13 protein-coding genes are annotated in these 13,739 nt (G+C 70.4%); 10 read left to right on the top strand and 3 right to left on the bottom strand.

Annotated elements, in window-relative coordinates; genetic code table 11:
- Window position 1: 1 nt before the first annotated feature.
- From AB6A65_RS11890 to AB6A65_RS11880, 3 genes are all read left to right on the top strand, one after another.
- Entirely contained in the window at window positions 2-1,414 is a 1,413-nt protein-coding gene (locus AB6A65_RS11890) for a dihydrolipoyl dehydrogenase (protein WP_371038606.1), read from the top strand.
- A 36-nt stretch (window positions 1,415-1,450) separates the two neighbouring features.
- Window positions 1,451-2,764: a DUF2254 domain-containing protein gene (locus AB6A65_RS11885; RefSeq protein WP_371038605.1), complete on the top strand. Its 1,314-nt coding sequence runs from the start codon at window positions 1,451-1,453 to the stop codon at window positions 2,762-2,764.
- Between the two features lie 136 nt (window positions 2,765-2,900).
- A complete protein-coding gene (locus AB6A65_RS11880) occupies window positions 2,901-3,077 on the top strand; it encodes a hypothetical protein (RefSeq protein ID WP_371038604.1) in 177 nt (58 codons plus the stop codon).
- A 367-nt stretch (window positions 3,078-3,444) separates the two neighbouring features.
- Here the strand turns inward: AB6A65_RS11880 and AB6A65_RS11875 are convergent, their stop codons facing one another.
- Window positions 3,445-4,917, bottom strand: coding sequence for a ferric reductase-like transmembrane domain-containing protein (locus AB6A65_RS11875; RefSeq protein WP_371038603.1), 1,473 nt, complete (start codon window positions 4,915-4,917; stop codon window positions 3,445-3,447).
- Window positions 4,918-5,040: 123 nt separating this feature from the next.
- On the opposite strand from AB6A65_RS11875, the gene AB6A65_RS11870 reads away from it, so the two are divergent.
- The 6 genes from AB6A65_RS11870 (at window position 5,041) to arcC (ending at window position 11,868) form a co-directional block, all read left to right on the top strand.
- Complete coding sequence (locus tag AB6A65_RS11870; RefSeq protein ID WP_371038602.1) at window positions 5,041-6,126, top strand: polyheme membrane-associated cytochrome C; 1,086 nt, start codon at window positions 5,041-5,043, stop codon at window positions 6,124-6,126.
- 210 nt (window positions 6,127-6,336) lie between these two features.
- Window positions 6,337-6,795 carry a TspO/MBR family protein gene (locus AB6A65_RS11865; protein WP_371038601.1) on the top strand — a complete coding sequence of 153 codons (459 nt, stop codon included), beginning with the start codon at window positions 6,337-6,339 and terminating at the stop codon, window positions 6,793-6,795.
- Window positions 6,796-7,231: 436 nt separating this feature from the next.
- Window positions 7,232-8,707 carry a YfcC family protein gene (locus AB6A65_RS11860; RefSeq protein ID WP_371038600.1) on the top strand — a complete coding sequence of 492 codons (1,476 nt, stop codon included), beginning with the start codon at window positions 7,232-7,234 and terminating at the stop codon, window positions 8,705-8,707.
- Window positions 8,704-9,933, top strand: a complete 1,230-nt coding sequence (locus AB6A65_RS11855; RefSeq protein ID WP_371038599.1) for an arginine deiminase — start codon at window positions 8,704-8,706, stop codon at window positions 9,931-9,933. Before AB6A65_RS11860 ends, AB6A65_RS11855 begins: the two co-directional genes overlap by 4 nt.
- Before the next feature lie 8 nt (window positions 9,934-9,941).
- On the top strand, window positions 9,942-10,943 hold the full coding sequence (gene argF, locus AB6A65_RS11850) for an ornithine carbamoyltransferase (RefSeq protein WP_371038598.1): 1,002 nt from the start codon (window positions 9,942-9,944) through the stop codon (window positions 10,941-10,943).
- A 4-nt stretch (window positions 10,944-10,947) separates the two neighbouring features.
- Complete coding sequence (arcC, locus tag AB6A65_RS11845; protein ID WP_371038597.1) at window positions 10,948-11,868, top strand: carbamate kinase; 921 nt, start codon at window positions 10,948-10,950, stop codon at window positions 11,866-11,868.
- Window positions 11,869-11,972: 104 nt separating this feature from the next.
- On the opposite strand, the gene AB6A65_RS11840 is transcribed toward arcC, so the two are convergent.
- Window positions 11,973-12,434 (bottom strand): hypothetical protein, encoded by a 462-nt coding sequence (locus tag AB6A65_RS11840; protein ID WP_371038596.1) that lies wholly within the window; start codon window positions 12,432-12,434, stop codon window positions 11,973-11,975.
- An 11-nt stretch (window positions 12,435-12,445) separates the two neighbouring features.
- Window positions 12,446-12,733: a hypothetical protein gene (locus AB6A65_RS11835; RefSeq protein WP_371038595.1), complete on the bottom strand. Its 288-nt coding sequence runs from the start codon at window positions 12,731-12,733 to the stop codon at window positions 12,446-12,448.
- A 249-nt stretch (window positions 12,734-12,982) separates the two neighbouring features.
- Here AB6A65_RS11835 and AB6A65_RS11830 point away from each other — a divergent pair, with 249 nt between their 5' ends.
- Entirely contained in the window at window positions 12,983-13,735 is a 753-nt protein-coding gene (locus AB6A65_RS11830) for a VWA domain-containing protein (protein ID WP_371038594.1), read from the top strand.
- Window positions 13,736-13,739 lie beyond the last annotated feature (4 nt).

The following is a 13,739-nucleotide window of genomic DNA, read 5'->3' as shown; positions in this document are numbered from 1 at the left end:
CGTGAAGGTCGATACCGCAATCGTCGGGGCGGGCACCGCCGGCCTGTCCGCCCTGCGCGAGGTGCGTCGGTATACCGACGACTTCGTGCTGATCAATCACGGTCACTGGGGCACCACCTGCGCCGCGACGGGATGCATGCCGTCCAAGACGCTGATCGAGGCGGCGAACGCGTTTCACCGGCGGCGCGCCCTCGCGACCCTCGGGATCCGGGGGGGCGAGGGGCTTCGCGCCGACATTCCGGCGGTCCTCGCGCGGGTGCGCGAGATGCGGGACGGCTTCGTCGAGGGGCCCGAGGCGGTGCCCGGCAGGCTTGGCGCGCGTGCGATGTCGGGCCGGGCGCGGCTTCGCGGCCCGGGCCGGTTGACGGTGGACGGCGACGAGATCGAGGCGCGCGCGATCATCCTCGCGCCGGGCAGCCGGCCCGTGGTCCCCGCGCCCTGGCGCGATTTCGGCGAGCGGCTGCTGACCACGGACACGCTCTTCGACCGGCAGGACCTGCCGCGCCGCATCGCGGTGATCGGCATGGGCGCGGTCGGGATCGAGATGGCCCAGGCGCTGGCGCGGCTCGGGCTGGAGGTCGCGGGCTTCGACGCGGTCGAGGCGATCGCCGGCATCGACGACCCGGAGGTGCTCGCCTCGCTCCGCCCGCTGATCGAGGCGGAGCTTGCGCTCCACCTAGGCGCCGAGGCCGAGCTTCGGCAGGAGGACGGCGCGATCCGGGTCACAGGCGCGGGCGGCACGTTCGAGGCCGACGCGGTGCTGGCCGCGATCGGACGCCGGCCCAATCTGGACGATCTGGGCCTCGACACGCTGGGCGTTCCGCTCGACGACCGGGGGATGCCCGAGGTCGATCCCGAAACGCTGCGCATCGGCGATCTGCCGGTGTTCCTGACGGGCGATGCGAACGGTATTCGCCCGCTGATGCACGAGGCCGCGGACGAGGGGCACGTCGCCGGTCGCATGGCCGCGCCGGAGGAGGTGCGCGAAAGGCTCTGCCGGCGCACGCCGCTGTCGATCGTGTTCTGCGCGCCGCAGGTCGCACGCGTCGGCCCGCCGCTGTCGGAACTCTCCGGCCGCGACATCGCCACGGGCAGCGCGGATTTTTCCGCGCAGGCCCGTGTGCGCATCGCCGAGAGCACCGCGGGGGTGCTTCGCATCCATGCCGAGCGCGATACCGGGCGGCTGCTCGGGGCCGAGATGGCGGTGCCCGCCGCCGAGCATCTCGCGCATCTGATCGCGCTCGCCGTGGAGCGGCACGCGACCGTGGCCGACATGCTTGCGATGCCCTTCTATCACCCGGTCCTCGAAGAAGGGCTTCGCAGCGCCCTGCGCGATCTTGCCAAGAAGGTTTCGGGCGCGGGCGGGTCGGACCTGTCGCGCTGCAAGGCGCTTGGCCATGACGCGCTCGACTGACGGGCGCCGGGCGTCTCGCGCGGGGGTCTGCGCGACATGATCTCGCGCTCGGCATGGTATCTTCGCGCCCTGCTCCGGCAGGTCTGGGTGCGCGTCGCGCTCTTCGCCGCGCTCGCGATCGTCTCGGCCGTGCTCGCCCGCGTCCTGTCGCCCTACCTGCCGGAGACCGTCGCGCTCAGCACCGGGTCCGAGGCGGTGGCGCAGCTTCTGGGCGTTCTGACCTCCTCTATGCTCGCGGTGACGACCTTCTCGCTGTCGATCGCCGTCTCCGCCTTCGCGGCCGCGGCGGGCACCGCCACGCCGCGCGCCACCGTGCTCCTGCAGGAAGACCGGACGACGCAGAACGTGCTGGCCACGTTCCTGGGCGCGTTCCTGTTCGGGCTGGTCGGGCTGATCGCGCTGCGCGCCGATCTCTACGACGCGTCGGGCAAGGTCGTGGTGTTTCTTTTCACCGTTGCGGTCATCGGGCTCGTTGTCGTCGCCCTGATCCGCTGGATCGACCACCTGATGGAGTTCGGGCGGATGGGTGACACGCTCGACCGGGTGGAGCGTGCGGCGCCCGCTTCGCTGCGCAAGCGCATCGACACCCCCTATCTCGGCGGACGCGCCCTCGCCATGCAGCCCTCGCGCCATGCTCAGACCGTCGACGCGACCGAGACCGGCTATGTGCAGACCATCGACATGCACGCGCTTCAGGAACGCGCCGAGGCGCTGGGGGCCCGCGTCATGCTGTGCCGCCTGCCGGGCGCGTTCGTGGCGCGGGGCGACCCGCTCATGGCGGTCGGGGGGAGCCCGATTTCCGAAGACGCGGCGTCGGCGATGGCGCGCGCGGTCATCATCGGCCGCCGTCGCACCTTCGACGAGGATCCGCGTTTCGGGCTGATCGCCCTGGGCGAGATCGCCTCGCGGGCGCTGTCGCCTGCCGTCAACGATCCCGGCACGGCGATCGACATCCTGGGCCGGCTTGTCCGCGTGCTCGTTCCGTGGCGCGACGCCGACGGCGCCGAGATCCGCTTCCCCGACGTGTTCGTGCCCGCGATCACGGCGCAGGATTTCATGGAGGATGCCTTCCGGCCGATCGCGCGCGACGGGGCGGCGCTGTCCGAGGTGCAGATCAGGTTGCAGAAGGCGCTTTCCTCGCTGCGGCAGGACGCGCCCGAGGATTTCGCGGCGGCCTGCGAACGCATGGCGCGGGAGGCGCTGGCCCGGGCCGAGGCCGAATCGCTTCTGCCCGCGGAACTGGCCGCGATCCGCGCGGCGGCGCGGCTGGAAACGCCCCCGTCCGGTGCGGGCGACGGGATCGCGGCGCCGCGCGGAGCACGGCCCGCGGCGGGCGATCCGCCCGGTTGAGCCGGTCGCGCAGCCGGGGGCGATGCGCTGGTGCGGATGTCGCCTGACCTCTTGTCTTCGCCCTTCCCTGGTGCCAAGTTTCGCAGCCAGGAGACGCCGTCCGGCGGGACAGGCCCACGCATCGCGGAGATAACAGATGCCCTCACCCGATCCCGATTTCGAGAAGCAGAAGAAACGCCACTGGCCGACGCTCATCGGCATCGCGGCCGTTCTCCTGCTCGTCATCGTGGCCATGCTGGGCTTCGGCGTGTGGGACGCGGCCCCGATCGAGGAGCAGGCCGCGCCCGGCCCGATCGAAGAGGGTGAGGGCTGATCCCCCGCGCGGCAGCCGGGCCGGTGGCACGGCGAGATCGTCATTGAAAAGTAGAGGGTTACGTTGCGGCTTTCACCTTTCGGCCCACGGCCGGAACGGCCGCCTGTCGGGCCAGCGATGCCGTCGCGGCGCACGCCCCGAACCGCGGGGTCTGGCCGACCGCTTGACCGTCGCGGTTTTCCGGGGGCGATGTCCCGCCGCGGCGGGTGACGTCCATGGCCTAGGGGATGCGAAGGGCATGCTGAAACCGGCGTCGTGCCCGATCATGTGACCCGCGCGGTCGCGCGCGCCGGTCCTTTCGCGTTCGTGACCTCGCCCCGCGCCGATACGAAGGCAGGGCGTCGCCCACCGCTCGCGGGCCGGCGGATCACCCCGCGAGCGCCACGAAGCCCGCGACGCCAAGCGTCAGCGCGGCGCCCACGGCCAGGTAACGCCCCCGCATCCGGCGGTCCTGCCTGGATGTGCCGCCGAGGTAATCGAAGCGCTCGTAGATGACCTGGCCCATCGGCACGCCGAGATCGACGAGGGTGTCGGAGACCGCTGTCACCATCGGGCCCGGCCCGCAGATGAACGCGACCGCCTGTTCGGGGTCGAGGTCCCGAAGCATCGCGGAGAGCCGGTCCCGGTCGAGCCGCCCGACCGCCCCGGCCCAACCGGGGCCGCCCTCCTCGCTGACGAGCAGGACCTCGAGGTCGAGGCGCGCCTTCGCCGCCTCGATCTCGGGCAGGCAGGCGAAGTTCTCGGGCGTGCCCGCCGCATAGGCAAGCCGCACGGGCCGGGGATCGCCGCGCGCGTCGAGGTCGCGCAAGAGGCCCATGATCGGCGCGATGCCGACGCCGCCCGCGATGAGACGGAGCGCGTTCCCGTCGTGGGACTCCAGCGTGAAGTCGCCATAGGGCCCGTCGATGCCGATGGTGGTGCCGGGGGGCAGCGTCCCGATCCGGTTTGTGAAGTCGCCGGCCTCCTTGATGATGAGGCCCAGCCCCGGGCGCTCCGGGCTGTCGGCGATCGAGAACGGATGGTCGAAGAGCGGAAAGCGCCGCGCGCCTTCGGTCATCCAGACGAACTGTCCCGCGCGATAGTCGAGCGGGGCGGTCCCCGGTGCGGGCTGGATGTCCAGCTCCCACATGCGATCGGCAAGCGGGGTGACACGGGCAAGCCGCCAGCGGCGCAGGTGCAGCTGGGCCCAGCGCCAGCCATAGAGCACCGCCATGACGCCCACAACCAGCCCGGCCGTCACCCACCAGAAGGACTGGACCGCGCCCATCGCGCTGAACCGTCCCACCGCGAGCGCATGATGCAGGCCCGCGCCCACCGCCAGGATCGCGAGAACCACATGCGCCCCGCGCCACGCCTCGTAGGGCAGGGGCAGCCGCGCGCGCAGCGCGGAGCCTGCGACGAGAAGGAAAAGGGCGGCGACCGCGATGACCCCGCTGCGGTAATGCGGCAGCGTGTGGTAGGCCCAGAGCCGTTCCAGCCCGAGCGCGGGATCGGCCATGACCGTGGGCACGACATAGGCGAGCGGATGCAGCAGGGCGGCCAGCAGGACCCACCAGGCGGCGGTCTTGTGAAACGCCATCACGCGGTCGATCCCGAGATGCCCCGACACGACCTCGAACCGGCCGGAGGTCACGAACTGGACCGCCATCGCGGCAAGCGCCACCATGCCCAGCCCCGCCGCGGCGATTTCCCAGGGCACCGCCGGTGCCACGCTGCGCGTCGTGGCCAGCAGCAACGGCGCGAGGCAGGCCGCGAGGTAGAGCGGCGCAAGCGCCCGCGAGGGCACACGCAGGCTTCTGGATTGATGCGGTCGCTTGGCGGATGTGGCTTCGCGCGTCATGCCGCTGTCCCTCTTGCGTTTTCGCGACCACGCCGCGCCCGGTCCGCCATGCGCGATCATGCGCAGGACTCGCGCCTGATCGTATGGTATTCTCGAGCCATAGCCAATCTGCCGGAGGGTGCCATGTCCGCGATCCGAGTCCTGACGCTTTCCTGTGCGATGACGCTCGGTTTTCTCACAGTTGCACCCGCGGCCGCGCAGGCGCCCACCCTCACGGAGATCACCGAGGCGTGGCTCGATGGTCCGCACGGGGATTATCGCTCGCCCTCCTACACGCACTGGAACGAGGATGGCGAAGTGCCGCCGGCCTGCGCCGCCTGTCACTCCGAGACGGGGTTCCTCGACTGGCTCGGCGCGGATGGCAGCGCGGCGCTGTCGGTCGAGCATCCGGCCACGATCAACACCGCGATCGGCTGCGTCTCTTGCCATGTCTCGCAGGCCGAGGCGCTCGACGCGGTGCCCTTTCCCTCGGGCGTGACCGTGAGCGGCCTCAACACCTCGGCCACCTGCACGGTCTGCCACCAGGGCCGCGCCTCGACCGCGACGGTGGCCGAGGCCACGGACGGAATCGGGCCGGACACGGTCTCGGACGAGCTCTCCTTCATCAACGTCCATTACGGTGTCGCGGCGGCGGTGATGCACGGCGCGGAAACGCGCGGCGGCTTTCAGTACGACGGCCGCAGCTATGTCGGCCGTTTCGTGCATGTCGCCAGCGCGAACAGCTGCGTGGCCTGCCACGAGCCCCATGGCGGAGAGGTCGCGACCGCGGGGTGCCTCGATTGCCACCAGGGCGTTTCGGATATCGCGGCGATCCGCACGCGCCACGCCGATTTCGATGGCGATGGCATCGCCGATGGCGGCATCGCCGACGAGATCGACGGGCTGCACGCCATCCTGAACGACGCCATCACGGCCTATGCGCGGGAGGTCGCGGGCACGCCGATCGGCTATGACAAGGAAAGCTACCCCTATTTCTTCACCGACGGCGACGGGGACGGACGTATCGGCGCGGCGGAAGCGGTCTACCCCAACCGCTACGCGAGCTGGACGCCGCGTCTCTTGAAGGCGGCCTACAACTACCAGCTCGTGGCCAAGGACCCGGGCGCGTGGACGCACAACCCGTCCTACGCGATCCAGCTTCTGCACGACAGCGTCATGAGCCTGTCCGAACGCGTGGAGATCGATACCGGTGGCCTCGTGCGGCCGTAGCGCGGGTGCGCGCGCGGCGGGCTTGGTGCCCGCGCCCGGCGGCCGAGCGCGCGCGGGTGCCGGGCAAGACGCCACCTCACGCACCCGATCACCGCAAAGCGCCGCGTGGGGCTTCATCGCGCGGCGTTTAGCGGTTAGCGTGCGGTGTACACATGCCGGTTGCCGCGGACACGCCGCGCACGGGCCAAGGGCAGCAGCGCGGAGCGACTGATGACACTTTTTCCCCTCTACCTCGCGATCTGCGCCGTCCCTGCGGCGGCCGGCATGATGTTCAAGCCCGGTGCCTGGTACCGCGACCTCGACAAGCCGGGCTGGACGCCGCCCGACATGCTTTTCCCGGTCATCTGGGCGGTGCTTTACGTCCTGATGTCGCTGGCGGCCGCGCGCGTCGCGATGCAGCCCGACAACGATCTTGCTCTCGGGCTCTGGGCGCTTCAGATCACCATCAGCACGCTCTGGTCGGCGGTCTTTTTCGGGCTGCACCGGATCCGCACCGGGGCTGTGGTGATCGCGCTCTTGTGGGCTGCGGTGCTGGCCACCACGCTCGCGTTCCTCGCCCATGACACGCTCGCCGCGCTGATGATGGTGCCCTATCTCGCCTGGGGCAGCTTCGCGCTTGCGCTGAACCTCTCGGTCATGCGGCGCAATCCCGAGCGCGGCTACGCCTGAGCGCGCGGCCGACCCGCCTTGCGCGAGAGGCACACGGGCCCGCAGGCGTGACATCCGGCCAGGGCGCCGTCTTGCGAAAGGAACCCGCCGTCTGCCGGCGCGCCGCCTGGTGTGACGCGCCACGGCCCGTCCCGTCCTGCGCAGCGCTCCGGCAGCCGAGCGCAGGGATGGCCGCAAGCTTAGGCCGAGGACGCGGGTCCGGGGAGCCGACCTTCACGACACTGCCTGCCCCGCGAGGATCGGGTGCCCCTCGCGGCCTGGCAATCCACCGCCCGCGCGCCACGCCGCCGGATGCGCGAGTCGCGGCCTGCGCGCGGGCGGGAAGACAGTCCTGCGCGCGCGCATTGACCCGCGTCAATGCCGCGCGCGGTCACGCGCGGGAGAGTGACCGCGCCGGTCGATGTCCACCGGTCGCAAACGGGAAGGGGAGGTGACCATGCCCGAGACCTCGAACGAGGCGGCCGACGAAAGCCCCCGCGGCGACGAGCCCGATCTCCAGTCGCGGTTTCCGACGGCCTACACGATCCTGTTCCTGCTGATCGTCCTGGTCGCCGCGCTGACATGGATCATCCCGGCCGGCCAGTACGACCGGGAACTGAACGAGGAAATCGGCCGCGAGGTCGCGGTGCCGGGCACCTACCAGACGGTCGAGGCGAACCCGCAAGGCCCGATCGACGTGCTTCTCGCCCCGATCGCGGGCTTCTACGATCCCGACAGCTATTCGGCCAACGCCATCGACGTGGCGCTTTTCGTGCTGCTGCTGGGCGGTTTCCTGGGTGTGGTGAACGCCACGGGCTCGATCGACACCGGCATGCGATCGGCGATGCGCTCGATGGAAGGGCGCGAGATATGGATGATCCCGATCCTCATGACGCTTTTCGCCATCGGGGGCACGACCTACGGCATGGCCGAGGAGACGCTGGCCTTCTACGCCATCCTTCTTCCGTTGGTGATGAAGGCGGGCTATGACGCTGTGACCGGCGTCGCGATCATCCTGATCGGCGCGGGCATCGGCGTGCTCGGCTCCACCATCAATCCCTTCGCGCCCATCATCGCCTCCGATGCCGCGTCCATCCCCTTCACCAACGGCATCGTGCTGCGCTTCGTGATCCTGATCGGCGGGCTGGCGATCTGCGTCGCCTACGTCATGCGCTGCGCCGCGCGGGTGCAGGCCGACAACGACCGCTCCGTCGGCGCGCGCCAGTGGGACGCGCACAGGCGGCACTTCCTGAAGGACGGCGGCGGGGAAGAGGGCGACGACACGCTGACGGGCACGCAGAAGGTGATCCTCGTCGTCTTCGCGCTCACCTTCATCGCGATGATCTGGGGCGTGTCGAGCCAGGGCTGGTGGATGGCGCGGATGGGCGCGCTTTTCCTCGGCGCCGCGATCCTGACCGGGCTGATCGGCCGGCTGGGAGAGAAGCGGCTGACCGGCGCCTTCGTCGACGGCGCGCGCGATCTGCTGGGCGTGGCGCTGGTCATCGGGCTTGCCCGCGGCATCGTCGTGGTGATGGAGGACGGGCTGATCGCCGACACGATCCTGCACGCCTCGGCCCAGACGCTGGGCGAGTTGTCGAGCGTCGCCTTCATCGCGACCATGTTCGGCATCGAGGTCGGGATGAGTTTCTTCGTGCCGTCGTCCTCGGGGCTGGCGGTGCTGTCCATGCCCATCCTCGCACCGCTCGCGGATTTCGCCGGGGTCGGGCGCGATCTCGTGGTCACGGCCTACCAGTCGGCGAACGGGCTGGTGAACCTCATCAACCCGACCTTCGCGGTGGTGATCGGCGGGCTGGCGATCGGGCGGGTGCCCTATGACCGCTGGATCGTCTTCATCTGGCCGCTTCTGCTGATCCTGACGGCCTTCATCCTCGTCGTGCTGGCGGCGGGCGCCCTGATGGGAGGTGCGGCATGAGCGATCGCGAACTCGGGGTCCATTCCGAAACCGGCCAGCTGCACCAGGTCATCGTGTGCCGGCCCGGCCTCGCGCATCGGCGGCTCACGCCGCAGAACTGCGAGGACCTGCTTTTCGATGACGTGTTCTGGGTCCGCCAGGCGCAAAAGGACCACGACGTCTTCGCCGAACTGATGCGCGGCGAGGGGGTCGAGGTCCTCGACACAGGCGTTCTGCTGGGCCAGACGCTCGACATCCCCGAGGCGCGCGACTGGGTCCTCGACCACAGGATCACGCCGCAGGAGATCGGGGTGGGGATGCTGTCCGACCTGCGCGCCTGGATGAAGGAGCTGCCGGGCGAGAGGCTGGCCGAGTTCCTCATCGGCGGGCTCACGGTGGACGATCTGCCCTTCGAGCCGGCGGGCATGTTCGGCGCCTATCTCGGGCGGCTCGGCTTCATCCTGCCGCCGCTGCCCAACACGCTCTTCACCCGCGACAACAGCGCCTGGATCTACGGCGGCGTGTCGCTCAATCCGATGTACTGGCAGGCGCGGCGGCCGGAAACCCTGCTGATGGCGGCGATCTACCGCTTCCACCCGGTCTTCGCGGGCCGGGCGGAGGTGCTCTGGGGCGATCCGACCCGCAATTTCGGGCTCGCGACGCTGGAGGGCGGCGACGTGATGCCGGTGGGCGACGGGCTCGTCCTCGTCGGCATGGGCGAGCGGACCTCGCCGCAGGCGGTGGGGCTGCTGGCCGAGTCGCTCTTCGACCAGGGGCGGGCCACGCGGGTGCTGGCCTGCCAGCTCCCGAAGTCGCGCGCGGCGATGCATCTCGACACGGTCTTCACCTTCTGCGGCGGCGAGGTGGTGACGAGCTTCACCGAAGTCGCCGAAGAGATGACGGTCTACGATCTGCATCCCGGCGAGGGCCGCGCCCCGCTCGATATCCGCCGGATCGACCGCCCGCTCTTCGACGTCGTGGCCAAGGCGATGGGCTTCAAGAAACTCACCGTGGTGCCCACGGGCGGCGCGGACGCCTTCGAGGCCTCGCGCGAACAGTGGAACGACGGGAACAACGTGCTGGCGCTGCGCCCGGGACTCGTGGTCGGCTACGACCGCAACGACGATACCAACGCCGCGCTCAGGGCCGAGGGCATCGAGGTGCTCGAGGTGCCCGGCGCGGAGCTTGGCCGCGGCCGCGGCGGCGGGCGCTGCATGAGTTGCCCCACGATCCGCGACCCGGCATAGGAGGACGCATGGCCTACAATCTGAGGAACCGCCATTTCCTGAGCCTGAGGGATTTCGCCCCCGCCGAGATCGGGTTCCTGCTCAAGCTTTCCGCGGACCTGAAGGCGGCGAAATACGCGGGCACCGAGCGGAAGCTTCTCAAGGGCAAGGAGATCGCCCTGATCTTCGAGAAGGACAGTACGCGCACGCGCGCGGGCTTCGAGGTGGCCGCCCACGACCAGGGCGCCAACGTCACCTACCTGGGCCCCTCGGGCTCTCATATCGGCCGCAAGGAGACGGTGAAGGACACGGCCCGCGTTCTGGGCCGGATGTTCGACGGGATCGAGTATCGCGGCTTCGGGCAGGCGGTGGTCGAGGAACTGGCCGCCCATGCCGGCGTGCCGGTCTGGAACGGGCTGACCGACGAGTTCCACCCGACCCAGATCCTGGCCGATTTCCTGACCATGCAGGAGCATTCCGGCAAGCCCTGGCGCGACATCGCCTTCTGCTTTCTCGGCGATGCCGGCAACAACATGGGCGACAGCCTTCTGATCGGCGGCGCCAAGATGGGCATGGACGTGCGGCTTTGCGCGCCCAAGGCCTGCTGGCCCGCCGGGGAGATAGAGGCCGAGGCGCGGGAGATCGCCGAGGAGACGGGCGCGCGGCTCGCGATCACGGAGGACGTGGCCGAGGCGACGCGCGACGCGGATTTCCTCTACACCGATGTCTGGGTCTCGATGGGCGAGCCGAAGGAACGCTGGGCCGAGCGGATCGAGCTTCTCAAGCCCTACCAGGTCACGGCCGAGGTGATGGCCGGCACCGGCAATCCGCGCACCCGCTTCATGCATTGCCTGCCCGCCTTCCACAACGCCGAGACCGAGGTGGGCGCGGAGATCGAGAAGGCGTTCGGCATCACCGCCATGGAGGTGACCGACGAAGTCTTCGAAAGCGAGGCGTCGATCGTCTTCGACCAGGCCGAGAACCGGCTGCACACCATCAAGGCGGTGCTCGTCGCCACGCTGGGGGCGTGAGGCGATGCTGGTGGTGGCCGCGCTGGGCGGCAACGCGCTTCTGAGCCGCGGGCAGGCGCTTACCGCGGAGAACCAGCGCGAGAATGCGCGGATCGCGGCAGGGGCGCTGGCCGAGATCGCGCGGGCCGGGCACGACCTCGTCGTGACCCACGGAAACGGCCCGCAGGTCGGGCTTCTGGCGCTTCAGGGCCTCGCCTACAAGCCAGCGGAGATCTACCCCCTCGACGTGATGGGCGCCGAGACGGAAGGCATGATCGGCTACCTGATCGAGCAGGAACTCGAGAACGCCCTCGCCCACAAGCGCACGGTGGCCACGCTGCTCACGCAGATCCGCGTCGATCCCGACGACCCGGCCTTCGAAGCGCCCACGAAGTTCGTGGGCCCTGTCTACGACAAGGCGAAGGCCGACGAGATGGCGGAACGCCACGGCTGGACCGTCGCGCAGGACGGAGAGCACTGGCGCCGCGTCGTGCCCTCTCCGGCGCCGGTGGAAATCCCCGACCTCAAGGTGATCCGGCAGCTTCTCCTGCACGGCACCATCGTGATCTGCGCGGGCGGCGGCGGAATCCCGGTGATGGCGCGCCCCGACGGAAGCCTTACCGGCGTGCAGGCGGTGATCGACAAGGACGCGGCCAGCGCGCTTCTGGCCGACGCGATCGGGGCCGACGCGCTGCTGATGCTGACGGATGTCGAGGGCATCGTCCGTGATTTCGGCACGGAGGCGGCCGAACGGATAGAGCATCTTTCCCCCTCCGAAGCCACGGCGCTGGATCTGCCCGCGGGCTCGATGGGCCCGAAAGCCGAGGCCGCGGCACGTTTCGCCGCCGTACGCGAGGGCCGTATGGCGGGAATCGGACGCCTCGGCGAGGCGCTGGAGATCCTCGAGGGCCGGGCGGGCACGCGCGTGAGCGGCGCGCCGGGCTGATCGGGTCGCGCCTCCCGCGCCGATGCAAGCGCGGCAGGGGCACGCGTCTGTCGATGGATCGAAGTGCGGCGTGCCCGCGACGGTCGCGGGCGCGCCGTGTCCGGTCAGTTGCCGGACGCGCCGTTGTCGTCGGCGCTCCAGGCCTCGGCGACCGCGTCCCAGGCGTCGGCGAAGCCGTCCTTGAGCTGGTCCCAGGCGCTGTCCGCGCCCGCCTGGAGCGCGCCGAAGCGCTCGCCCAGCCGGTTGCGCGCCGCGCGCAGCTCGCGAAGCTGGTCGCGGGCGGTCTCGCGGGCCTCCTCCGACATCTCCGCCCAGTTCTCGCGCAGCGCCTGCTCGCGCCGCGCGATCTCGGCGTCTAGCCGATCGAGCGCCTCGCGCGCCCGGGTCAGCGCCGCGTCGCGCTCCTGCTCGGAATAGGCCGCGACGGCGTCCATCGCCTCGGCGATCTCGGCGCGCACCTCCTCGGTCGTGGTCAGTGCGTCGGTATCCTGGGCGGCGGCCGGCAGGGCGGCGCAGCCCAGCGCCAGCGCGGCGACGGCGCCGCGCAATGTCGTGGCAAGGGTCATCGGCAGCTCCTTCACTTGAAGCGCGCCATGGCGTTGCGGAACGATTCCGAGAGGCTGTCCCACGCCTTGTCGAACCCGGATTTCATGTCGGCCCAGGCCTCGTCGCTGGCCTCGCGCAGCTCCTTCAGCTTGGCCTCGGCCTCGTCGCGCCGGTTGCGCGCCTCCTCGAGCTGCTTTTCGTACTCGATCTTGGTGTCGGCCTCGGCCTCGTCGACCTTGGCCTTCATCTTCTCGATCTCGGCGTTCCACTGCTCCAGCTTCGCCTTGGCCTTCTCGATGTACTCGTCTCTCTCGGACATTACGCAACCTCCATGCTGGACTGTCCGTGCGAGGCGGGATGCCGCGCCACGCGGCCAGTCGATTTCGGGCCCGGATGGGGTGCGCCGCCTTCGTACTCTCGAAGCAGCACAGTGTGGCCATCCGACTTGTGCCGACCTGTAGATCATGCATGAAATCCCTTTCCATTGACGCAGGTCAAGGCCCGGGCGGCGCGTGAACCCGGCCAGGGCATGTGCTAGGCTTCTGGAAAGGGTCGAACGGGGGATGTCGTGGCCTCAGGTTTGCGCGCGCTCGCCGTGGCGGGCTTCGTTTCCGCCGGGACCCTCTCGGGCGCGCCGGGGCTCGAGGCCGATCCCGGCTGCGCGACGGATGCGATCCTCGTCTTCGACGGCTCGGGCAGCATGGCGGAGGTCGCCTACGAACTGTCCGGGACCCCGCGAATCATCGACGCGCGGGCCGCCATGCGCCGGGCCATTCCCGACATCACGCCGTTTCGCGATCTCGGCCTGCTGGTTTACGGCCCCGGCGGCGCCGACGCCTGTTCCGGGATCGATCTGCGGTTCCGGCCCGCGCCGGACATGGGGCCGGCCGTGATCGACGCGATCGAGAGGCTGGAGCCAGCGGGCCTCACGCCGCTCGCGGCGTCGGTGGAGCACGCGGCCGAAGCGCTCGACTACCGGACACGGCCCGCGATCGTCGTGCTGGTGACCGATGGCAACGAGACATGTGGCGGGACGCCTTGCGCGCTCGGCACCCGGCTTGCGTCGCGCGCGGCCGACCTGCGCGTCCATGTCATCGGCTTCAAGGTCGTGGACGATTTCTTCGGCTGGAACAGCCCGGAGGCGCGGACCTACACGGGCGGCGAAACCGTCGCGAAATGCCTCGCCGACGCGACGGGCGGGCTTTTCGTGTCCACCCGCACGGTCGATGACCTTACCCACGCGCTGCGCGAAACGCTGGGCTGCGCCCTGATCGGCCGCGCCGCAACGGCGCCCGGCGCGGTGGGCCGTGCGCCGGGGTGAGGGC

Origin of the sequence: Rhodosalinus sp. FB01, from assembly GCF_041365715.1 — a bacterium.
Classification (GTDB): Bacteria; Pseudomonadota; Alphaproteobacteria; order Rhodobacterales; family Rhodobacteraceae; genus Rhodosalinus.
This window is presented reverse-complemented; position numbering and strand designations above follow the sequence as displayed.